At 72.9% G+C, this 20,167-nt stretch carries 22 protein-coding genes, 1 tRNA gene and 1 pseudogene; 13 read left to right on the top strand and 11 right to left on the bottom strand.

Annotation, left to right across the window (positions count from 1 at the left end; translation table 11 throughout):
• Positions 1-118: 118 nt before the first annotated feature.
• A complete protein-coding gene (locus tag ACFY9V_RS03265; RefSeq protein ID WP_391159037.1) occupies positions 119-844 on the bottom strand; it encodes a hypothetical protein in 726 nt (241 codons plus the stop codon).
• A 288-nt stretch (positions 845-1,132) separates the two neighbouring features.
• Between ACFY9V_RS03265 and ACFY9V_RS03260 the strand changes: the two genes are divergently transcribed.
• A complete protein-coding gene (locus ACFY9V_RS03260; RefSeq protein ID WP_355336511.1) occupies positions 1,133-1,636 on the top strand; it encodes a DUF5949 family protein in 504 nt (167 codons plus the stop codon).
• Positions 1,637-1,760: 124 nt separating this feature from the next.
• On the opposite strand, the gene ACFY9V_RS03255 is transcribed toward ACFY9V_RS03260, so the two are convergent.
• Positions 1,761-2,033 (bottom strand): hypothetical protein, encoded by a 273-nt coding sequence (locus ACFY9V_RS03255; protein WP_188284469.1) that lies wholly within the window; start codon positions 2,031-2,033, stop codon positions 1,761-1,763.
• Between the two features lie 254 nt (positions 2,034-2,287).
• On the opposite strand from ACFY9V_RS03255, the gene ACFY9V_RS03250 reads away from it, so the two are divergent.
• The gene (locus tag ACFY9V_RS03250) at positions 2,288-3,370 is read left to right on the top strand and encodes a hypothetical protein (protein ID WP_391159034.1); all 1,083 of its coding nucleotides are present in this window, start codon (positions 2,288-2,290) and stop codon (positions 3,368-3,370) included.
• Here the strand turns inward: ACFY9V_RS03250 and ACFY9V_RS03245 are convergent.
• The 3 genes and pseudogenes from ACFY9V_RS03245 to ACFY9V_RS03235 all read right to left on the bottom strand — a co-directional run bounded on the left by ACFY9V_RS03245 (position 3,358) and on the right by ACFY9V_RS03235 (position 6,207).
• A complete protein-coding gene (locus tag ACFY9V_RS03245) occupies positions 3,358-3,939 on the bottom strand; it encodes a hypothetical protein (RefSeq protein ID WP_391126729.1) in 582 nt (193 codons plus the stop codon). The two genes, ACFY9V_RS03250 and ACFY9V_RS03245, sit on opposite strands and share 13 nt — an antisense overlap.
• Before the next feature lie 156 nt (positions 3,940-4,095).
• A pseudogene (locus ACFY9V_RS03240) lies at positions 4,096-4,488 on the bottom strand (DUF1992 domain-containing protein); the annotation flags it as partial.
• 48 nt (positions 4,489-4,536) lie between these two features.
• The gene (locus tag ACFY9V_RS03235; protein WP_391159032.1) at positions 4,537-6,207 is read right to left on the bottom strand and encodes a SpoIIE family protein phosphatase; all 1,671 of its coding nucleotides are present in this window, start codon (positions 6,205-6,207) and stop codon (positions 4,537-4,539) included.
• A 220-nt stretch (positions 6,208-6,427) separates the two neighbouring features.
• On the opposite strand from ACFY9V_RS03235, the gene ACFY9V_RS03230 reads away from it, so the two are divergent.
• Positions 6,428-7,489, top strand: coding sequence for an alpha/beta fold hydrolase (locus tag ACFY9V_RS03230; protein WP_391159030.1), 1,062 nt, complete (start codon positions 6,428-6,430; stop codon positions 7,487-7,489).
• Positions 7,490-7,501: 12 nt separating this feature from the next.
• Here ACFY9V_RS03230 and ACFY9V_RS03225 read toward each other — a convergent pair whose 3' ends face one another.
• The 3 genes from ACFY9V_RS03225 to ACFY9V_RS03215 are packed head-to-tail and all read right to left on the bottom strand — an operon-like array spanning position 7,502 to position 9,185.
• Complete coding sequence (locus ACFY9V_RS03225) at positions 7,502-7,936, bottom strand: DUF5994 family protein (RefSeq protein WP_355336516.1); 435 nt, start codon at positions 7,934-7,936, stop codon at positions 7,502-7,504.
• A complete protein-coding gene (locus ACFY9V_RS03220; RefSeq protein ID WP_391159028.1) occupies positions 7,933-8,610 on the bottom strand; it encodes a hypothetical protein in 678 nt (225 codons plus the stop codon). Before ACFY9V_RS03220 ends, ACFY9V_RS03225 begins: the two co-directional genes overlap by 4 nt.
• On the bottom strand, positions 8,610-9,185 hold the full coding sequence (locus tag ACFY9V_RS03215) for a DUF5994 family protein (protein WP_391159026.1): 576 nt from the start codon (positions 9,183-9,185) through the stop codon (positions 8,610-8,612). Before ACFY9V_RS03215 ends, ACFY9V_RS03220 begins: the two co-directional genes overlap by 1 nt.
• A 216-nt stretch (positions 9,186-9,401) precedes the next feature.
• On the opposite strand from ACFY9V_RS03215, the gene ACFY9V_RS03210 reads away from it, so the two are divergent.
• Positions 9,402-9,923, top strand: coding sequence for a GNAT family N-acetyltransferase (locus ACFY9V_RS03210; RefSeq protein WP_355336519.1), 522 nt, complete (start codon positions 9,402-9,404; stop codon positions 9,921-9,923).
• Positions 9,924-9,953: 30 nt separating this feature from the next.
• On the opposite strand, the gene ACFY9V_RS03205 is transcribed toward ACFY9V_RS03210, so the two are convergent.
• Complete coding sequence (locus tag ACFY9V_RS03205; protein WP_391159024.1) at positions 9,954-11,723, bottom strand: helicase HerA-like domain-containing protein; 1,770 nt, start codon at positions 11,721-11,723, stop codon at positions 9,954-9,956.
• 97 nt (positions 11,724-11,820) lie between these two features.
• Between ACFY9V_RS03205 and ACFY9V_RS03200 the strand changes: the two genes are divergently transcribed.
• Both ACFY9V_RS03200 and ACFY9V_RS03195 read left to right on the top strand, forming a co-directional pair.
• Positions 11,821-12,117, top strand: coding sequence for a type II toxin-antitoxin system VapB family antitoxin (locus ACFY9V_RS03200; protein ID WP_093712089.1), 297 nt, complete (start codon positions 11,821-11,823; stop codon positions 12,115-12,117).
• A 21-nt stretch (positions 12,118-12,138) separates the two neighbouring features.
• The gene (locus ACFY9V_RS03195) at positions 12,139-12,858 is read left to right on the top strand and encodes a LytR C-terminal domain-containing protein (protein ID WP_391042312.1); all 720 of its coding nucleotides are present in this window, start codon (positions 12,139-12,141) and stop codon (positions 12,856-12,858) included.
• Positions 12,859-13,109: 251 nt separating this feature from the next.
• On the opposite strand, the gene upp is transcribed toward ACFY9V_RS03195, so the two are convergent.
• On the bottom strand, positions 13,110-13,745 hold the full coding sequence (upp, locus tag ACFY9V_RS03190) for a uracil phosphoribosyltransferase (protein WP_355336522.1): 636 nt from the start codon (positions 13,743-13,745) through the stop codon (positions 13,110-13,112).
• Between the two features lie 214 nt (positions 13,746-13,959).
• Here upp and ACFY9V_RS03185 point away from each other — a divergent pair, with 214 nt between their 5' ends.
• From ACFY9V_RS03185 to ACFY9V_RS03160, 6 genes are all read left to right on the top strand, one after another.
• Positions 13,960-14,268: a hypothetical protein gene (locus ACFY9V_RS03185; protein WP_391159570.1), complete on the top strand. Its 309-nt coding sequence runs from the start codon at positions 13,960-13,962 to the stop codon at positions 14,266-14,268.
• A gap of 271 nt (positions 14,269-14,539) precedes the next feature.
• On the top strand, positions 14,540-15,079 hold the full coding sequence (locus ACFY9V_RS03180; protein ID WP_355336524.1) for a hypothetical protein: 540 nt from the start codon (positions 14,540-14,542) through the stop codon (positions 15,077-15,079).
• Between the two features lie 32 nt (positions 15,080-15,111).
• Positions 15,112-15,546: a nucleoside deaminase gene (locus ACFY9V_RS03175; RefSeq protein WP_355336525.1), complete on the top strand. Its 435-nt coding sequence runs from the start codon at positions 15,112-15,114 to the stop codon at positions 15,544-15,546.
• Positions 15,547-15,577: 31 nt separating this feature from the next.
• A tRNA-Ser gene (locus tag ACFY9V_RS03170) sits at positions 15,578-15,667 on the top strand.
• A gap of 153 nt (positions 15,668-15,820) precedes the next feature.
• The gene (locus ACFY9V_RS03165) at positions 15,821-16,063 is read left to right on the top strand and encodes a hypothetical protein (protein ID WP_391159020.1); all 243 of its coding nucleotides are present in this window, start codon (positions 15,821-15,823) and stop codon (positions 16,061-16,063) included.
• Positions 16,064-16,066: 3 nt separating this feature from the next.
• The gene (locus ACFY9V_RS03160) at positions 16,067-16,675 is read left to right on the top strand and encodes a histone deacetylase (RefSeq protein WP_391159017.1); all 609 of its coding nucleotides are present in this window, start codon (positions 16,067-16,069) and stop codon (positions 16,673-16,675) included.
• Here the strand turns inward: ACFY9V_RS03160 and ACFY9V_RS03155 are convergent.
• Entirely contained in the window at positions 16,650-17,789 is a 1,140-nt protein-coding gene (locus tag ACFY9V_RS03155; RefSeq protein WP_355336530.1) for a Fic family protein, read from the bottom strand. The genes ACFY9V_RS03160 and ACFY9V_RS03155 overlap by 26 nt on opposite strands.
• A gap of 267 nt (positions 17,790-18,056) precedes the next feature.
• Between ACFY9V_RS03155 and ACFY9V_RS03150 the strand changes: the two genes are divergently transcribed.
• Entirely contained in the window at positions 18,057-20,033 is a 1,977-nt protein-coding gene (locus ACFY9V_RS03150; protein ID WP_391159015.1) for an alkaline phosphatase family protein, read from the top strand.
• Positions 20,034-20,167 lie beyond the last annotated feature (134 nt).

Below are 20,167 nucleotides of genomic sequence, written 5' to 3'. Positions count from 1 at the left end.
CGAAGGGGTGAGCGCGGTTCGCGCTCACCCCTTCGGGTGTCACATCCGGCCGGAGCACGGCTCGAAGCGCCGCTCAGGAACCCTGTGAACCACGGCTCCGGCTACGCCCGGCGCTCGGTCAGAGCGGCAGGCCGGGGGCCGAAGGGAGGCCGCCGGGCAGCGACGGGAGGGCGGGCAGACCGGGCAGGTTCGGCGCCGGCAGGCCACCGCCGAGGACGGTGGCGACGACGACGTTGACCAGGCCGGTGACGACGGCCGTGGCGGCGGTCAGCAGCCCCGCCGGGTCACCGGCCGTGGACGCCTTGACCAGGTTGTCGACGGTCGTCTGGAGCGCGGTGAGGGCGTCGGCCTTCAGGTCCCGCGTGGCGGACGGCTTCGCCGACGGCTGCGTGGCGACCTTGCCCGAGGGGCTGCCGAGGCTCGGCACCGCGGGGGCGGCGGGAGCGGCGGGAAGAGCCGGCGCGGCCGGAGCCGCGGGAGCCGCCGGGGCGGCGGGAGCCGCAGGAGCGGCGGGAGCGGCCGGCGCGGCGGCCTTCGCCGCGTCGATCGCCGACTTGGCCCCGGCGGCGTCGGCGGTGATGGTCTCGGGCTTGACGGTGCCGGGCTTGGCGAGCACGTCCTGGACCAGTTTCGTGACCGGGGTGAGCACGCCTGCCACGTCTCCCAGTGACTTGGCCTGCGCGAGCAGCGCGGTCGCGTCCGGCGCGGCCGGTGCCGTCACGGTGCCCGCGGGCTTGGTGTCTGCGGGAGTGGCGGCAGCGGCGGTCGTCGTGAGCGCGCCGCCGGCGATGGTGGCGACGAGCGCGGAGGCGACGACCACGCCGGTGATCCGGTGGGTACGCATGGAAAACAGTTCCCTTCGGTGGTGAACAGCTACGCCACCACCGTGAAAAGCAGACGGTATTACCGCAACTGCTGAGAATGGCCGCCGCCCACGAGGGTGGCGGCGCGAACTGTGTGAACTGCGGATTTCCTGTTTTCAACCGCTGCCGATCCACATCACCCTGATGGGCCGTTAGGGTGCGTACGCGCGGCCGACTTCTCCCCTAACGGAGGAATCCGGGAGCCTCGGGTCGCCCGCGGAGGTGATATCCGCCCCGGCCGGGCTCTCCCGGCGGTTAGGGTCCGGCGCATGAGCCAGACCAATACCGCCCTGAATTCCGCCCTCCAGCGCCGACTCGGCACCCTCGTGGTGATTCCGTGGGCCGGTGAACACCACGAGGACGGCCGCGACATGCCGTTCCTGATGGCCTATTCGCTCGGTGACGGGCCGGACGGCCCGGAGTCGGGGCAGGAGGCGGCGCTGGCCGTCGCGGAGGAGGTCGGGCTGCCGGTCGGCGGCGCGATCCTCGACGTCAAGCAGGCGCCGAACGTCCCGGTGAAGGTGCTGGTCGAGGGCGGCAAGGCCGTGCTGACGATGCCGTACCTGCACGCCGCGTGCCCGGTGCCCGAGCAGTGGGTGGCCGCGGCGCAGGACCGGGGCGCGGTGTACTTCATCCTCGCCACCCGCCCGTGGCCCGAGGCCAAGCCGGGCACCCCGGTGACCGAGGAGACCCTCCAGGGCTTCGCCGGGGACACCGACGTCCTGGGCACCGCCGCGCACTGCCTGGTGCCGGTGGGCACCCTCAAGGGTTAGAGCCCGACACTCGCGCGCAGGGGCGCCCCGCCGGACCGGAGAAGTCCCGCGGGGCGCCCCTGCGTGTGGTGGGTCTGTGCCTACGCGCCCGCACGCGTCCCGTGCGTACGGCGTTTGGCTCGGGTCAGTGGACCAGGTCGTTGGCGGCGGTGACCGCGTCGGTGCCCGCCTGGGCGACGTTCTTCACGTCCTGGACCTTCTGGTCGACCTTGTAGTCGCCGAGCACGCTGGCGGTGGCGCCCTTGGCCTGCTCGCCCGCGGCGCTCGCGGTGATCGCGGTGCTGCTCAGGGTGGAGCCCAGGTCGGCGGACTGCTCGGCGGCCATGGCGGCGGGGGCGCCCGCCGCGATCAGGAAGGAACCGGCGGCGGCGGTGGTGAGGATTCGGCTTACGTTCATGATCGATACAACGCGCGAACCGCCCGCAGGGCACGCGGACCGTACCGGTCCTGGTCGGCGCGGGACCGCGGGCCCTCCCGCCGCGCGCGCCCCCGCTGTTGCACTGGCGTGACAACGGCAGCACAGGAGACGGACGTTGCGGGAGCACTCTTTGTGTCACCGGCACGAACAGCCGGAGCCGGCCGGAACAGCGGGACACCGCCGCGAGCGGCCGGAGAACGCCGCACCGCATCCGTTCCTGGGGGGAACCCGATATGTCCGTTCGTGCCCGTGGCCGTCGCAGCACCGCCGCCGCCATCGCGCTCACCGCCGGGATCACGGCGGGTGCCGCCCTGCTCCTGTCGGCCTGCGGCCCCACGGACGGCACCGCCTCCGACCCGGCGCCCTCGGCGACGAGCGGCGCGAGCGGTCAGCCCACCCCCAGCGGGAAGGGCGGCAGCGGCGGCACCGGGGGGAACGCGGGGGACGACGGCGCCAACGGCTCGGGGGCCAGCCCGGTGGGCAGCAGCACCAAGCTCAACGGCACCGCGCACTCCGGTCTGACCATCAGCGACGGCACCCGCTACGTCGTCATGAACGGCACCCGGGTGGACTTCGGCACCGAGGTCCGCGACCTGGCCTGGTCGCCGAACGGCGCGAAGGCCGCCTTCATCGACGGCGACGGCGACCTGGCGGTCAGCGACCCCGACGGCAGCGGGCGCGTGATCGTGGCCAGGAACCCGGGCGACCAGAACTGGTCGCACCCGACCTGGCAGGTGCGCGCGAAGGACCCGCAGAACGGCCTTCCCGCCCTCGACAACATCCTCTTCGCCGGCCGCCGGGGCGGCACCGCCCGGCTGTACGGCGTCCCGGCCACCGCGCACGGAGGCACGCCCAAGGTGCTGAGCCTGAACCACGAGTCGGACGAGAACGTGAAGCCGCTGCCCCAGACCGGCAACGTATGGCCCAGCTCGGCGGGGAAGTACGGCACCGCCGTCTACGCCAACACCGGCGACGGCAACGTCTACATCCGCGACGACTACCTGCGGCAGCAGGGCTACGCGCTCACCCCGGGGTCCGAGCCCGCCATCGGGCCGACCGAGGACGACGGCATCGTCTTCGTCCGGTCCGTCGGGGGCCACGACCACCTGTTCCTGGAGACGCCCCACGACGGCGCGCCCGTGTACAAGGACCTGACCCCGCGGGCGACCACCGACTACACCGAGCCCGCCTTCGAGCCCGACGGCAGGACGGTCGTGGCCCGTACGCCCAACGGCATCGTGCGGCTGCCCGTGGACGGCTCGCAGGCGCCGGTCAAGGTCTCCGACTACGTCGGGCTCCCGGCCTACCGCGCCTGAGCCAACTCGGCCCGCAGCGCGTCCAGATGGGCGTCGGCGGTGTCGTGCGGCAGGAATTCCACCACGTCGACGAAGCGGAACAGCACCTGTGACGAGGTGACCGCGAACTCGTAGTCGGCGAAACCGACGACGGCGCCCAGCGTGCCGCGCACCGCGCCCCGGACGACATGAGCGGTCATGTCGTCCGGGTTCCGCGCGTCCAGGCCGCGCCGCGCGTTGGGCCGCGCCAGGTACGGGCAGACCATCGAGGCGTAGAGCATGCAGGCGCGGTGGCCGGGCCCTTCGAGGGTCGGCGCGAGATTGCGGTACGGGCGCCCGGCCGCCAGCGCCTCGCCGATCGCGGCGCTCTCGGAACCGCCCACCACCCGCCACACCGGGCCGCGCGGCATCAGCGTGTCGCACACCGAACACAGCCGCTGCCGGGCGCAGTTGGCGCTGCGGTCGTAGTCGGTCAGCGCGAACTGCGGCTGGTCGTCCTGCCACGGGGTGATCGCGGGCACCGGGTAGCCGCGCGGGTCGCGGGGCCTGACCTCGACGGTCGGCGGCATCGGCACGGAGTCAAAGCGCACGGCCCATCCCTATCAGGCGGAACGGTCCCTGCGGAACAGCCGTCCGAACCCCGTCCGCCGCCCGCCCCTGCCGGAATCGGTATCGGTTTCGGTATCGCTAGCGGCGGCCGTACCCGTACCCGTATCCGCGCTGTCGTCCGTGCCCGTACCGACGGCCCGCGCCGCGTGCCAGTCCGCCACGACCTTCTCGACGTCGAACAGGCCGAGGTTGAGGGGCGGTCCCTCCGGGGGGCGGCGCAGGGCCTCGCGGATGCGGTCGTTGATCTCGGTGAGGATCTGCCGTACCTGCCGCTCGGAGCGCGCCCGCGCTATCGCGGCCGTCGCGTCCTCCGCCGCCTTGCGCAGCACGAGCGTCGGCGGCAGCGCGGACAGGCCCTCGCGGTGCATCTTGCCCTTGATCCACCACAAGTCGTCGTACGGGGTGTCCAGCGAGGCCAACGGCTTTCCCGCGCCCGGCAGTTCGGCGAAGTCGCCGCGCTGCTCCGCCTCGCGGATCTGCTTGTCCACCCACGTCTCGAAGGAGACACCGGCGGGTTTGCGGTCGGTCATACCTCGCTCCTCACGTGGGCGCACGCAGCGGGTGGCGTACGTACCAGGTTACGGCCGCGCCCGCGCGGCCAGCAGGGCGACGTCGTCCTCGGCGGCGGAGGGCGCCAGGCGGTGCACGATCCGGGCCAGGAGCGCGTCCAGCGGTTCACCGTCGGGCGGGAGGACGAGCGAGGCCAGCCGGGCGAGCGAGGCGTCGATGTCCTCGGTACGGCGTTCCACCAGCCCGTCGGTGTAGAGCAGCAGCGTCTCCCCCGCGCGCCACGGCACATACACCGTCTCGTACGTGCCCCGCAGATCCGCGCCGAGCGGCGGTCCCGGCGGTACGGCGAGCAGCCGGACACGGCCGTCGGGGGTGACGACGGCGGGCGGGAGGTGGCCCGCGCTGGCGAAGAAGCAGCCGCCGCGCGCCGGGTCGGCGAGGCCCAGCAGGCAGGTGCCCGGCCGCTGGGCGCCCGCGGCGGCCAGCAGCGCGTCCATCCGGCGCAGGACGCGGTCCGGCGCGTCGCCCTCTCCCGCGACCACGCGCAGCATCGAGCGGTAGTGGCTCATCTCGACGGCCGCCTCGACGCCGTGCCCCATCACGTCGCCCATGGCCAGCAACGTCACGCCGCCGGGCAGCGCCAGGGTGTCGAACCAGTCGCCGCCGACCAGGTCCGTGGCGCCCGCCGGGAGATAGCGGGTGGCCACCTCGACCCCCGGGTGCGGGACGCCAGGCGTGGCCAGCAGGGCGCGCTGCAACTCCACCGCGATGCCGTGCTCGCGGGTGTAGCGGCGGGCGTTGTCGAGGCTGATCGCGGCCCGGTCGGCCAGCGCGCGGGCGATGGCGGTGTCCTCGTCGTCGAAGCCGGGCGAGGTCCCGGCCCTGATCAGCGTGACCGTGCCGATCCGGTCGCCGCGGGCGCTCAGCGGCACGACCAGCACGGAGTGGATGCCCGCGGCGCGGTAGGCGGCGACCCGCTCGGCGTTCGGCGCGGAGTGGGCGATCTCCTCGTCGCGCGGCAGATTCTGCACCACGGGACGCCCGGTCTCCAGGCAGGTCGGGATCGCCGAGCCGCGCTGGTAGACCACGTACTCCCCCGGCGTCCCGAAGATCCGCACCCGCTCGCGCAGCGCGGGCCGCGCGGCCATCGCGGCCCTGCGCAGCCGCAGCGCGCCGTCCGGCGGGGGGCGGCGGCGGGCGCGCGGGCCGCTGTCCAGCACCTCGACGGTGGCGGTGTCCGCGATCACCTCGACCAGCAGGTCGGCCAGTTCCTGGCAGGTCGGGTCCATCTCCAGCGTGGAGCCGATCCGGACGGCCGCCGCGTCGAGCAGCAGCAGCCGCTCCTTGGCCCGTTCCAGCTCGCGCTGCGCCTCGTGGTCCTCGCTGACCTCGATGATCACCGCGCCGATCCCGCCCACCCCGCCGTCCCGGCCCTGGAGCCGGTGGTACGTGCACTGCCAGTAGCGCGTGGTGTGCGGCGAATCGGCCCGGGTCTGGCCGCTGGAGAGCAGCTCGCGCGGTGTGCCGTCGGCGAGCACCATCCGCAGGACGCCCTCGCCCACGTCCACGCCCGGCACCGTCTCGGCGATGGTCCTGCCGATGTGCGCGGCCGCTTCGACGCCGTTCATCCGGGCGAGCGCCGGATTGACGTACCGGTAGCGCAGGTCGGGGCCGAGTACGGCGACACCCGCCGCCGTCCCCTCCAGCAGCGCGCGCCACAGCGACTCATCCGCGTTCACCTGTTCCACAGTGCACGCAGGGTCGCGGGGCCGCGAATCGGGACGGCGGAGCGGCCGCGCGGCGGCCGTACCCACGGGGTCCGGGGGTCCGGGGATTGGGGCGGAGAGGCTCGGCGGGGTCGGGGGCGCGGGGCGCGGGCTGATATAACAGCGCTGTTAGATTAGTCGCCCGGCGCTTCGACGGTTGAGGCGTCGCGCCCGTCGAGAGGAACGGACCGCCATGACCGAGGCGCAGCGGGGCCACCCGCCGATCGAGCCGTACGACCGGGGCATGCTCGATGTCGGCGACGGGAACCTCGTGTACTGGGAGACCTGCGGCAAACCCGAGGGCAAGCCGGCGCTCGTCGTGCACGGCGGCCCCGGCTCGGGGTGCAGGCCGTCGCACCGGCAGGACTTCGACCCGGAGCGGTACCGGGCGGTGCTGTTCGACCAGCGCGGCTGCGGGCGCAGTACGCCGCACGCGAGCGACCCGGCGACCGACCTCACCCACAACACCACCGACCACCTGATCGCCGACATGGAACGCCTGCGCGTCCACCTCGGCATCGACCGCTGGCTGCTGACGGGCGGCTCCTGGGGCTCGACGCTGATCCTGGCGTACGCGCAGCGGCACCCCGAGCGGGTCTCGGAGATCGTCATCAACGGCGTCACGACCACCCGCAGAGCGGAGATCGACTGGCTCTACCGGGGCGTCGGCCGCTTCTTCCCCGAACAGTGGGCGGCCTTCCGCGCGGCGGCCGGTCCGGCGTCCGACGGCACGGGGTCACGTACGGCGCCCGGCTCAGCGTCCGGCATGGCGTCCGGCATAGCGTCCGGCATGGCGTCCGATACGGCGGGCGGCATCGCGGGCGGGCTCGTCGCCGCGTACGCGTGCCTCACCGAGGACCCCGATCCGGCCGTACGGGCCAGGGCCACCGCCGACTGGTGCGCGTGGGAGGACGCGGTGCTCTCCCTGGAGCCCAGCGGCTCCGCCCGCCCGTACAGCGACCGCCCCTCCGCCGCCCGGCTCGCCATGGTCCGGATCTGCGCCCGCTACTTCTCGCACGGCGCCTGGCTCGAAGAGGGCGCCCTCCTGCGCGACGCGCCCCTGCTGCGGGGCATCCCCGCCACCCTGCTCCACGGCCGCCTCGACCTCAGCTCGCCGCTCGACACCGCCTGGCACCTCGCCGCCGCCTGGCCGCAGGCCACCCTGACCGTCGTGGACGACGCGGGCCACAAGGGCAGCGCCACGATGTCCCGCCACGTACGGGACGCGCTGGACGGGTACGCGCGAGCGGTGTAGGACCAGGCCCGGTCAGCCGCGTACGGGGACCGTCGAGGTGGTGAGGAGCTGACGGGCCTGGCGCTCCGGGGTCTCGGGCGGGACGACGAGCAGGTCGCAGCGGCCGACGCCCCGGCAGAGCAGGCACACCGAGTCGCGGTGGCCGGTGGTGGTGGAGCGGTGGATACGGAGGGTGTGGCCGCCGAGCAGCAGGGCGGAGGGCCCGTCGAGCCAGTTCGCCGCGTCGAGGGTGATGTCGGTGATCCGGCCCCAGCGGCCGTTCAACGCGGCGAGCAGCGGCGGCAGTTCCTTGGTCACGTCACGGGTCCGCGGCCACCAGGCGCCGTCGATCCGTACGGGGCTGCCGCCCGGGTGGATCAGGGACAGCCGGGCGGGCGGCCCGTCCCAGACCGGCAGGGCGCAGGCGGGCAGCGGCGGCGGTGTCTCGGTCGCGGTGGTGATCGTCATGGTGTCGGCCTGTCTCCGGACGGTTCGTCCGGGGTGGTGGGTGGTGCCAAGCGCGTGTTCGGGGCGGGCCGCGGCGGGCGGGGCGGCGACGGCGGACGTACGGCCGGCGGTACGCCGTCGACGGCGGTCCCCTCGGTGACGTCCGTGCCTCGGCTGACGTCCGGGTCCTGGGCGGCGTCCGGGTCCTGGGTGGCGTCCGCGTCCTGGGCGGCCTCGGTGACGCCGGTCACGCCGGTGACCTCGGCCGTCCCGGTGCCGTCCCGTACGCGCTCCTCGCCGCCGACCAGGCGGAGCTGGAAGGGGCCCGCGTCGGGGAAGTGGACGGTGTCCACGGTCAGCCGCAGCCGGGTGCCGCCGTCCTCGTCCACCACCGGGCGGCCGGGGGGCGGCTGCTCGGTCGCGGCGAAGCGGAAGCGCAGCACCTGCGCGATCCTGCGGGCCGCCTCCGGGGTCGCGGCCACGATGCTGACCTCGGCGAAGCCGGGCGCGGGCAGCGCCCGCTCCGCGCCGCCGGAGCCGGAGCCGGTGGCCGCCGCCGCGTCCCGCCCCGCGTCGTCGCGCCCGGCCCCGGTACGGCCCCGCGGCGGCCCGGCCGTACCCGCCATGCGCGGATCGGCCCCCGTCCCCGCACCGGCCGCGCGCGGCTCGCCCGACTCGTTCTCGCGCGGGGGCATCAGGCCGCCCGCTCCGGCCGGGCCAGCCCCGCGGGACCGCCCTCGGCCTCCCAGGCGGCGTCCGCCCCGCGGTCGGGGTCGGCCTGGGCCATCAGTTCGCTCGCGGTACGGACATTGGCCGGATCCGCCGCCGCGGCCATCAGCCGGGCCGCCGTCGCCGCCGGAGTCCGCGGCGGGACGATCAGCAGATCCCAGCGGCCCGTACGGTACGAGAGCACCAGCAGCTTGTGCGGGTCCTGCTCCTCGACGAACCAGCCGACATGCACCACGTGCCCGGCGACCGGCACCTTCTTCGGCACGGTCGGCCAGTACAGGGGGTTGACGGTGACCCGGGTGATCCGTCCCCACAACAGGTCCAACGCGCCGACCAGGGACGGCAGTTCGAGGGAGAGGTCACGGGACTTGGGCCACCAGGCGCCGTCCAGCGGCCCCGGTCCGTGGCCGAGCTCGGCCGAACCGATCCGCAGGGCGCTGACGCCGGGCGACAGCGAGAGCCGCGGCGCGGGGGGTGCGGGAGGAGGCCGCGGGACCGTACGGACCGCCGAGGGGTGTGCGGAATCCTGAGAGGAGAGCATGGAACAAATCCGTCCACGGGCCCGCTGGAACGGGTCCGGCACCGTCGCTCACCGCGAACGACGCCGACTTGAGTGCCGGTGTACGGAATGCCCTCGGTCCGTTCACCCTACTCCGTCCGGGGTGTCTGGGACGATGATGGAAGGTCACCGTTCCGGACCGCCGGGACACGGGGCCGATGGGGGAGGGAACACGTGGCCGAGGTCTTCACGCGCCGCATGTCCAGATGGCAGGCGGAGCAGCAGCGCGAGGCCGTCGCGGATGTCTACGTCGAGGCGTACCGAGGCGTGCCGGGCCAGGAATTCCACGACCGGGAGGATTTCCTGGGGCGCTTCGCCGAGGCCACGCAGCGGCCCGGCTTCGACATGATCGTGGCCAGCGAGCGGCGGCTGACCGGGGTCGCGTACGGCTACGTCCTCGACCGCGCCGACGGCTGGTGGCGGGACTTCACGGTCGCGGGCACCGACGGCGCGGGGCCCGACGGCACGGACATCGAGGAGCTCACCGCCTCGGGACAGGTCTTCGCGCTCGCCGAGCTGATGGTCGTGCCCGCGTACCGCAGGCAGGGCATCGCGACCGGTCTGCTCGACCAGCTCCTGCTGCGCAGCGACGCGGCCCTCGTCACCGTCCTCACCGCGCCCGACGCCGACGCCGTCCACGCCCTGCGCGCCTGGGAGTGGACCTACCTCGGCGACACCCACGGCCCCCGCCAGGCATGGAGCCGCCCGCTGCGCCCGTGAGCGTCGCCGCCGCCATGTCCCCTGGCGTCGCTACCGCTTGCGGACGCCGAACAGCGAGCGGCTGATCTCGCGGCCGAGCTGCGTACCCATGGAGCGGGCGAGGGACTTGAACGCGCCGCTGTGGACGACCTGTTCGACGATTCCGGCGTCGGCTGCGGCGCCCTTGGCGGAGGAACGGCCGCTCTTCGGGGCGGCCTTGGGCGCGCTCTCGGCGGCTTCGGCCCGCGCGGCGGAAGCCGCTTCGGCGGCGGCCAGCTTCTCGTAGGCGGACTCGCGGTCGACCGTCTCGGCGTACCGCCCGTACAGCGGCGAGGACTTGACGGCGGAGTCGAGCACGGCCGCGTCCACGGGACCCATCAGCGACTCGGGGGCGCGCAGCCGGGTGGCGGCCACCGGCGTCGGCGCGCCGTTCTCGCTGAGGACGGTGACGACGGCCTCGCCGGTGCCGAGCGAGGTGAGCAACTCGCCGAGGTCGTAAGCGGAGTTGGGGAAGGTGGAGACGGTGGCGCGCAGCGCCTTGGCGTCGTCGGGCGTGAAGGCGCGCAGGGCGTGCTGGACACGGTTGCCGAGCTGGGCGAGCACGTCGCCGGGGACGTCCTTGGGCGTCTGCGTGACGAAGAAGACGCCGACGCCCTTGGAGCGGATCAGCCGTACGGTCTGGGTGATCGCGTCGAGGAACGCCTTCGAGGCGCCGTTGAAGAGCAGGTGCGCCTCGTCGAAGAAGAAGACCAGTTTCGGCCGGTCGAGGTCGCCGACCTCGGGCAGGTCCTGGAAGAGGTCGGCGAGCAGCCACATCAGGAAAGTCGAGAAGAGCTGCGGCTTGTCCTGCACGGCGGGCAGCTCCAGCACGGAGACCAGCCCGCGCCCGTCGGACGCCGTACGCAGCAGCTCGCTCGTGTCGAATTCCGGCTCGCCGAAGAACGCGGCGGCGCCCTGCGCCTCGAAGGCCGTCAGGGTCCGCATCAGCACCCCGGCCGTCGCCGACGAGATCCCGCCGATCTCCTTCAGCTCCGGCTTGCCCGCGTCGGAGGTCAGGAAGGCGATGACCGCCCGCAGGTCCTTGAGGTCGTACAGCTCGAGGCCCTTGGTGTCGGCGTAGTGGAAGATCAGGCCGAGCGACTGCTCCTGCGTGGTGTTCAGGCCGAGCACCTTGGACATCAGGACGGGGCCGAAGGCGGTGACGGTCGCCCGTACCGGGATGCCGGGGCCGAGGCCGCCCAGCGCGTAGAACTCGGCCGGGAAGCCGGTGGCCGTCCAGTTCTGGCCGACTTCCGCCGCCCGCCGCTGGACCTTCTCACCCGGTTGGCCCGGCGCCGACACGCCGGAGATGTCGCCTTTCACGTCCGCGAGGAAGACCGGGACGCCCTGGGCGGAGAGCTGTTCCGCGATGAGCTGGAGCGTCTTGGTCTTGCCGGTGCCGGTGGCGCCCGCCACCAGGCCGTGCCGGTTGAGCATGCCGAGCGGGATGCGGACCGGCGCGTCGGGGTGGCACTCGCCCTCCCAGAGCAGCGCGCCGAGGTCCAGCGCGGGGCCGGTGAAGGCGTAGCCGCGGGCGATGTCGGCGGCGGGGGACGGCAGTGTCGTCCCGGACGGCGCCGCTGATGGCCCGGACGGTGGGGGAGTCGTCCCGGACGGTGGGGCTGTCGGCCCGGACGGTGCGGGAGTCGTCCCGGACAGTGGGGCTGTCGGCCCGAACGGTGGGGCTGTCGGCCCGGACGGTGCGGGAGTCGACCCCGGTGTCACGGCCGCCTCACCCGTGACGGCCTCACCGGCGGAACTATTCGGCTGGGGATCGGTCATCACATGCTCCCGATTCATACGACGATGAGGCTTTTGCCACCATCGCACCCCGGCAGCGGTGCTGCGCCCGGACAAGCCGGGCCGGTAGGCTTTCCGTGTGATCTTCAAGCGCATCGGAAACGGGCGGCCGTACCCGGACCACGGCCGGGTGAGTACGCGCGAGTGGGCCGACGTCGCCCCACGTCCCGTGCGGCTGGACCAGTTGGTGACCACCAAGGGACAGCTCGACCTGGAGACACTTCTCGCCGAGGATTCCACCTTTTACGGCGACCTCTTCGCCCATGTCGTGAAATGGCAGGGCGACCTCTATCTCGAGGACGGACTCCACCGGGCGGTACGCGCCGCGCTCCAGCAGCGCCAGGTGCTCCACGCCCGGGTCCTGGAGATGGACTGACAATCCGCTTACGCTGCGCTCATGAGCATGCTGACCCCCTCCGGTATGGGCGGGAAGTACCGGGTCACCGGCAAGCAGTACCCGAGGATGCGCCGCCCGCGCCGCCGCGGCCGTGTCGTCACCGCCGTGCTCGCCTCGGTCGTCGTGCTCGGCCTCTTCGGTTACGGGGCGCTGCAACTCGTCCATGTCTTCCGCGGGGACGACAACGGCGACACGAAGGCGAACGCGGCACCGCAGAACCGCCCCTGCGTCACCGTGGCCCCCACCGCCCCCACGGGTAAACCGGCCCCGCTGCCGCAGCCCGCGGGCGTCACGCTGAACGTCTTCAACGCCACCGCCAAGGGCGGTCTGGCCAAGACCACGGCCGACGAGCTGGCCAAGCGCGGCTTCAAGGTCAACAAATTCGGCAACGCGCCCGACCCGTACGACAAGAAGGTCGGCGAGTCCGCGCTGATCGTCGCCGGGCCCGCGGGCGAGGCGGCGGCCCGCACGGCGGGCACCCAGGTGGCGGGCTCGACCGTGAAGATCGACCCCAAGCGGACCGACAAGACCGTCGATGTGATGATCGGCACGGCCTTCACGGCGCTTTCCGGTCCGACCGACGTGGCGAAGGCCCGGATCGTGGCGGCGAACCCGCCGCCGCCGAAGCCGGTGTGCGTGACGCCGAGCCCGAGCGCGTCGGGGGGCGCCCCCGGCAAGACGGGGGCCACGACGAAGGCGGGCGCGCCGGCGAAGCACTAGCCGCCGTGGCGGGCGCCGCCTTGGCGGGTGGCGCTTGCGCGGGTGGCGCTTGCGCGGGTGACTGCCTTCGTGGCGGCCGACAGCGTATGTGCGAGAGGGGCGGGACCTGAGCCAGGTCCCGCCCCTCCGCTTGTCGGATCAGCGGCCGGACAGCGTTCAGGGTGTCCGGACCGTACAGCCCGCCCTGACCGTCCGGACCGTTCAGCCCTTCCGGGGCGTCCGCGACACGCCGGGTCGGGCCGGGCCGATTGTCAGCTCACCGTGCCGTACATCCGGTCGCCCGCGTCGCCGAGGCCGGGCACGATGTAGCCGCGCTCGTTCAGCCGCTCGTCGACCGCGGCCGTGACCACGGTGACCGGCTTGCCCGCCAGGGCGCGCTCCATCGACTCGACGCCCTCGGGCGCGGCCAGCAGACACAGCGCGGTGACGTCGTCGGCGCCGCGGTCGATCAGCAGGTCGATCGCCGCCACCAGGGTGCCGCCGGTCGCCAGCATCGGGTCGACCACGTAGACCTGCCGTCCCGACAGGTCCTCCGGCATACGGGTGGCGTACGTCGCCGCCTCCAGCGTCTCCTCGTCGCGGACCATGCCGAGGAAGCCGACCTCGGCGGTGGGCAGCAGCCGCACCATGCCGTCGAGCATGCCGAGCCCGGCGCGCAGGATCGGCACTACGAGGGGGCGCGGGTAGGAGAGCCTGACCCCGGTGGTCGGGCCGACCGGGGTGCGGATGTCGACCTGCTCGGTCCGCACGTCGCGGGTGGCCTCGTAGGCGAGCAGGGTGACCAGCTCGTCGGCGAGCCGCCGGAACGTCGGCGAGTCGGTGCGCTCGTCGCGCAGGGTGGTGAGCTTGTGCGCGACCAGCGGGTGGTCGACAACATGGAGACGCATGAATATGACTGTATCCGCCGGGTGGGGGGCGCGTCGCCAGTGCGATGAGCAGCCCGGCTCCGCGCACCTTCTGCGCCTGGCGTGGGGTAAACGGCGCGAACGAGGGAAACTGGCCAGATACGCCCGGTGTGCCTTCCGGGTGAAGCGAGCCCCAGGGATGGTGCCCGAGATGCCGGAGCCCGACCGAGCAGCCGAGCGAGCAACCGACCGAGCCATCGACCGTGACGCGGATCGCACCGACCGCACTCCGGATCGCGCCTCCGACGGCGCCCCCGCCGACGCTGCGGACCGATCTGAGGGCCGATCTGCGGACCGTACTGCCGACCGATCCGCTGACCGATCCGCCGACCGGTCTCCCGGCCGTTCCCCCGCCCGCGACACGGACATCGAGCGGCGCCGCAAGCGCGCGCTGTTCCTGCGGGAGCTGAACGAGGCCAAGGAGCTGCGCGAGCGGGTCCAGCCGCGACGCGCCCGGGTCGCCCGGCTCCGTCAGCAAATGCGGATGCGCACCTTCCGTTGGTGACCGCGCCGCGCGCGTGACCGGGTACGGATCACGTTTACGCCGCGTACGCGCCGCGTACACAGCGTGACGGATCAGTACCGTACGGGTGACCGTTCCGGGCCCCCGATGGCCGGACTTTCCAGAGAAGTGACGAAGACCTGGCACGTCGCGGTGCAGAAGACCCTTCGCAACGCCCCGGTTTCTGCCACGATGCCGAGTGGGTGGGGCCAACGGAAGTCGAAAGCGGCCCCCATCCGGTCCGGACGGCCTGAGACCCTGTGGGAGAGTCACGGTGTACTTCGCCGCACTGCTCGCGCGCACCGAGGACGGTTGGCAAGCGAGCGAACCCGATCTCGACGATGTGGAAACCCTCGCCGATCTGAGCGATCTGGCCCGCGCGGCCGGCGACGAGGAGGAAACGGTTCTGGTCTTCATCGAACAGGAGGACGCCTGGTTCGGCGTCATCCGTGTGGACGGTGAAGAGGATCCCAGGATCTATGTGTCCGACGCGGCTGCCGCCGCCCGCAGTTCGTACGGGGAGATCCTGCTCACCGACGAAGTGCTGGGCCGCGACCCCGAGGACCTGGACGAACTCGTGGACCTCGACGGCACCGAGGACGGCGAGGACGACGAGACCGAGGACGCCGTGGCGGGCCCCTCGGAAGACCATGTGCCGACCGGTCCGCTCGGCGAAACCGACATCCTCACGGATCTCGGCATGAGCACCAGGGAACTGCTGGCGCTCAGCGGTGACGGCGCGCTGACCGGTGAGGCGCTCGGCGAGATCGCCGACGCGCTGGGGTGCGGGGACGTGCTGGAGGCGGTCCGCTGACAGACCCTCTGAAGGACCCCTGGGTCGCCGCGATGCGGCTGGCCCTTGAAGAGGCGGCACAGGCCCCGCTCACCGGTGACGTACCGGTGGGCGCGGTCGTGCTGGCCCCCGACGGCACGGTGCTGTCCCGTGCCCGCAACGAGCGCGAGGCCACCGGCGATCCGACCGCCCACGCCGAGGTCCTCGCCATCCGCCGCGCCGCCGCCTCCGTCGGCGGCTGGCGCCTGACCGGCTGCACCCTCGCGGTCACCCTCGAACCGTGCACCATGTGCGCGGGCGCGATCGTCCTCTCCCGGCTCGACCGCGTCGTCTACGGCGCCGCCGACGACAAGGCGGGCGCCGCCGGTTCCCTCTGGGACGTGGTCCGCGACCGCCGCCTCAACCACCGCCCCGAAGTCATCCCCGACGTCCTCCCCACCCCCTCCGCCGCCCTCCTCACCCGCTTCTTCCGTACAACCGATTTCTGACCACCCCCCCGCGTGGGCTAGGATCTCTCTCGGTAGCGTGTCCGAGCGGCCTAAGGAGCACGCCTCGAAAGCGTGTGAGGGGGCAACTCCTCCGTGGGTTCAAATCCCACCGCTACCGCCACGAGCTGAACGAAGAGGGCACATACCAGTTTTGGTATGTGCCCTCTTTGACGTCCACGAGGCCGCAGACGAGGCTGGCCGCGCCGAAGCAACCCCGTGAGTGACCAGCGGTTACTCAGTAAACCCGGCCCGCTCCCCCGGTAGAATCGGAGCCATGCCCTCCCCCGTGAACGCCACGACCGGCGAAGGCGCGGCGCCGGGCGCGCCGCGGTGGCCGGGGTGGTCGACGCACGACGAATTCCTCGCGGTGCCGGGTGACGCGGCCCGCGCCTCGCGCCCGCACCGGCGCAATCCCCAGGCCCTCGAACCCGGCGACGGCGAACCGCGGTTCGGCCTCTTCCCCGACGTCCTCCCGCGCGGCCTGCCCGCGACGGAACCGACGACCCCCGGCCCGTAACCGATGCCCGCCACGTCGGAGCGCCTGGTCTGGTACGTGTCGTACGGCTCCAACATGTCGCTGGCGCGCCTGCGTTGCTACCTGACGGGCGGCACGGCCCAGGACACCGCGGACGGCGGCGGGCGTACGTATCCCGGTTGCCGCGACCCGCGGATGCCGGAGCGCTCGGTGGGGATCGAGCTGCCGGGGACGGTGTACTTCGCCACTTGGTCGCCGGTCTGGCACGGCGGACGCGCCTTCTACGACCCGCTGGCCCCCGGCCGCGCCTGGGCCCGCGCCCACCTCCTGACCCTCGGTCAGTTCTCGGACATCGCCGCCCAGGAGATGTACGCCGCCCCCGGCCACGACCTCGACCTCACCCGGGTCCTCGCCGAGGGCCGCGACCGCCTCGGCCCCGGCCGCTACGAAACCCTCCTCCACCTCGGCGACCTCGAAACCCACCCCCTCCTCACCTTCACCGCCCCCTGGCACGCCCCCGACGCCCAGCCGGTCCCCCCGTCCCCCGCCTACCTCGCCCACCTCGCCGCGGGCCTCCGCGAAGCCCACACCTGGCCCCCCGAAGCGATCACGACCTACCTCGCGGGCCTCACGTCGCGGAGTACGGCTCGATGAGCGGTCGCGGATCACGTACTCCGCGAACGATCTCCTCCGGCACCCCGGGGCCCTGTGCGTAGTAGCGCCCCTGCGCTTCACCGTGGGCCGACAGCCATCCCGCCCTGACGAGTTCACGGATGTCACGTTGGGCCTGCTGCTCGCTCAACTCCGCGTCCGCCTGGTACGTCGCCCGCCGGACCCGGTTTCCCATCAGGGCCGGGTACAGGGCGTACAGCGTGCGCTCGGGCAGCCCTTGTCGCTCGACGGCCTCCTCAAGCGCGGACCACACCGTGCGGGTGGTCTCGACCTGCCGCTGTACGGCCTGGGCCTGTTGATGGTGGGCGCGCAGGCAGAACCGGACCCAGGCGCGGGTGTCCCGGTCCGGCGTCCAGACCGGGCCGCCGACCTCCGCCAGTACGTCGTAGTAGCGATAGGTGTTGCGGGCCCGGCCCAGCCACTCCTCAATACTGGAGAACTCCGGCGCGACGATCCCTTCCCGCGCCAGGACCAAGGTCTGGAGCGCGCGGGACATCCGGCCGTTTCCGTCCGCCCAGGGGTGGATCGCGACGAGATTGAGGTGCGCCATCGCGGCTCGCACCAGAGCGGGCGCTTCCAGGTCGCCCTCGTTGAGCCAGACGACCAGTTCCGCGATGAGATCCGGCACCGAGTCGGCGTCAGGCGCGGTGTAGGCCGCGATGGTCGGGTCCTCGGGTGAGGTCACGTACACCGCACCGGACCTCCACCAGCCCGGACGTTTGAGCAGGTGGTGGCCTTGCATCATGAAGTGCAGACCGTTGAGCAGACCCTTGCCGTAGGCGAAGTCCGGCCCGGCGTCCGTCAGTCGCTGGATGTACGTCATGGCCTGCCGGTAGCCCTCGATCTCGGCGGAGACCGTCTGGTCGGCCTCGATCGGCGCCTCGCCGAGCATGATGTCTTCGACATCGGCGACGCTCGCCGCGTATCCCTCGATCGTGTTCGAGCCGGCGATCGCCCGCGCTGTCAGATTGCGGCGGAGCTGCCCCTCCCAACGGCGCGGCGTCCGCAGGTGGAGCCGGAGCCGGTCGCGCATCCCCTCGATCTCACCGAGGACCCGCTCATCCACGTCGTCCAGGCCAGGCGTTTCATACAACATGACGCAATGACACCATCATCCCGTCAATACGTCAAACCGTCCCTCAACGCGACCTACCTCGCGGGGCTGGCCGGGGTGGCCTGATCTCGTCGCGCGGGGGGCGGCCGGGGCGGGCGGGGGCGTTCCCCTTGGAGGGCGGACTCCGTACGTTCGTACGGAGTCGGGGTCGCGTTCACCGAAGGGCGGATCGGCGACGGCGGCGCGACGGTCGGTGTGTCCTGATATGTCTGGTGTGGGCGGCACGAGAGCGAAGGTGGGATCGGGAGCATGGACCTGGCTGAGCGGACGAGAAGCCGAGGGCGGGTCCGGCGCGGACACGTACACCAGGGACACGCACACCAGGGGTACGCGCACCGCGGACACGCGCACCGCGGGCGGATCGCGCTGGCCGCGACGGCCCTGACCGCCGCCGCCGTGCTGGCCGTGGCGCCGGGGGCGTCCGGGGCGTCCGGGGCGTCCGGCGCTCCGGGACCCGAGGCCGCGACGGCCACGCCGGTCAAACACGTCGTGGTCATCTTCGACGAGAACGTCTCCTTCGACCACTACTTCGGTACGTATCCGAAGGCCGCGAACACCGACGGCACGCGCTTCACGGCCGCCCCCGGCACCCCGGCCCCGGTGAATCTGCTCAGCGACGGCTCCCGGCTGCTGACGCACAACCCGAACCAGTACCAGCCGCGCCGCCTGAGCCCGTCGCAGGCGCTCACCTGCGACCAGAACCACAGCTACACGCCCGAGCAGCAGGCGTACGACGGCGGCGCGATGGACCAATTCGTGCAGCACACGAGCAGCGACAAGTGCTCGGGCCTGTACGGGAGTCCGGGCCTGACGATGGACTACTTCGACGGGAACACCGTCACCGCGCTGTGGAACTACGCCCAGAACTACACGCTGGGCGACAACAGCTTCGGCGACGTCTTCGGCCCCTCCACGCCCGGCGCGCTCGGCCTGGTCTCCGGGCAGACGCACGGCGGCGTCTCGATCGACCCGAAGACCGGCGAGCAGGTCCCGGTGGAGCGGTCCACGACCGTACGCAGCCCCGACCCGACGACCGGGGTCGGCACGGTCGTCACCGACCCGGACCCGGCGTACGACGACTGCTCGGACAACAACCACACCGCGAGCGGCCAGCTCACCGCGATGCGCGGCCGCAACGTCGGGGACCTGCTCAACGACAAGGGCGTGAGCTGGGGCTGGTTCCAGGGCGGCTTCGCGCCGACGTCCTCGCCGGGCGGCACGGCGGTCTGCGGCGCGACCCACGCCAATGTCGGCGGCAACGCGTCGGTGGACTACTCGCCGCACCACGAGCCGTTCCAGTACTACGAGTCGACGGCGAACCCGCACCACCTGCCGCCGACGTCCGCCGCGATGATCGGCCGCCAGGACCGGGCCAACCACCAGTACGACCTGACCGACTTCGACACGGCGCTCGCGGCCGGGAATCTGCCCGCGGTGTCGTTCCTGAAGGCGGCCGAGTACCAGGACGGGCACGCGGGCTACTCCGACCCGCTGGACGAGCAGCACTTCCTGGTCCGCGAGATCAACGCGGTCCAGCGGTCGCCGCAGTGGGCGAGCACGGCGGTGATCGTGGCGTACGACGACTCCGACGGCTGGTACGACCAGGTCGCCGCCGCGATCACCAACGGCTCCACCGACGCGGGCGCGGACACCGCGATGTGCGCCGACGGCCCGCCCGCCGCGGGCGGCTACCTCGACCGCTGCGGTCCGGGACCGCGGCTGCCGCTGCTGGTCGTGTCCCCTTACACCCGGCGCGATCACGTCGAGCACGCGCTGACCACCCAGTCGTCCGTCCTGCGCTTCATCGAGGACAACTGGGGGACGGGCCGGATCGGCGACGGCTCCTTCGACGCGACCGCGCACCCGCTCGACCCGATGTTCGACTTCGCCCGGCCCCAGCAGCGCGCGGTGCTGCTGAACGCGGACGGCTCGGTCGCGAAGACCGTGCCGGTACGAGTGACGCCCGGCCGCCGGACCCCGCTCCCGGAAGGCGCGTCGGGCGGTACGGCGAGCGGTACGACCACGGGTATCAGCAGCGGTACCAGCAGCGGTACGGCGTCGGCCGCGGACGCCACGACGGCGGGACCGGGTACGGGCGCGCCCGCCGCCTCGGGGCGGGGCGCCCGGCTGACCGGCACGGAGATCGCCGGCGGGTCCGCCCTGGTGGTGCTGCTGACGGCGGCGGGCGGCACATGGCTGCTGCTGCTCCGGCGCCGCAGGACGTGACAGCGGGCGGGCGGAAACAAAGCGACGGCAAAGCGAGGTCAAGGGGCGGTAAGCAGCGGCAAGCGGCAGCAAGCGGTGCCGACAGGCCGATCCCACGCTCCGGACCTGCCGCAAACCCGAGCCCGACCTTCATC

Source organism: Streptomyces sp. NPDC008317 (assembly GCF_042955955.1).
Classification (GTDB): Bacteria; Actinomycetota; Actinomycetes; order Streptomycetales; family Streptomycetaceae; genus Actinacidiphila.
The sequence above is the reverse complement of the archived record's forward strand: the minus strand, read 5'-3'. Positions and strand labels throughout refer to the sequence as shown.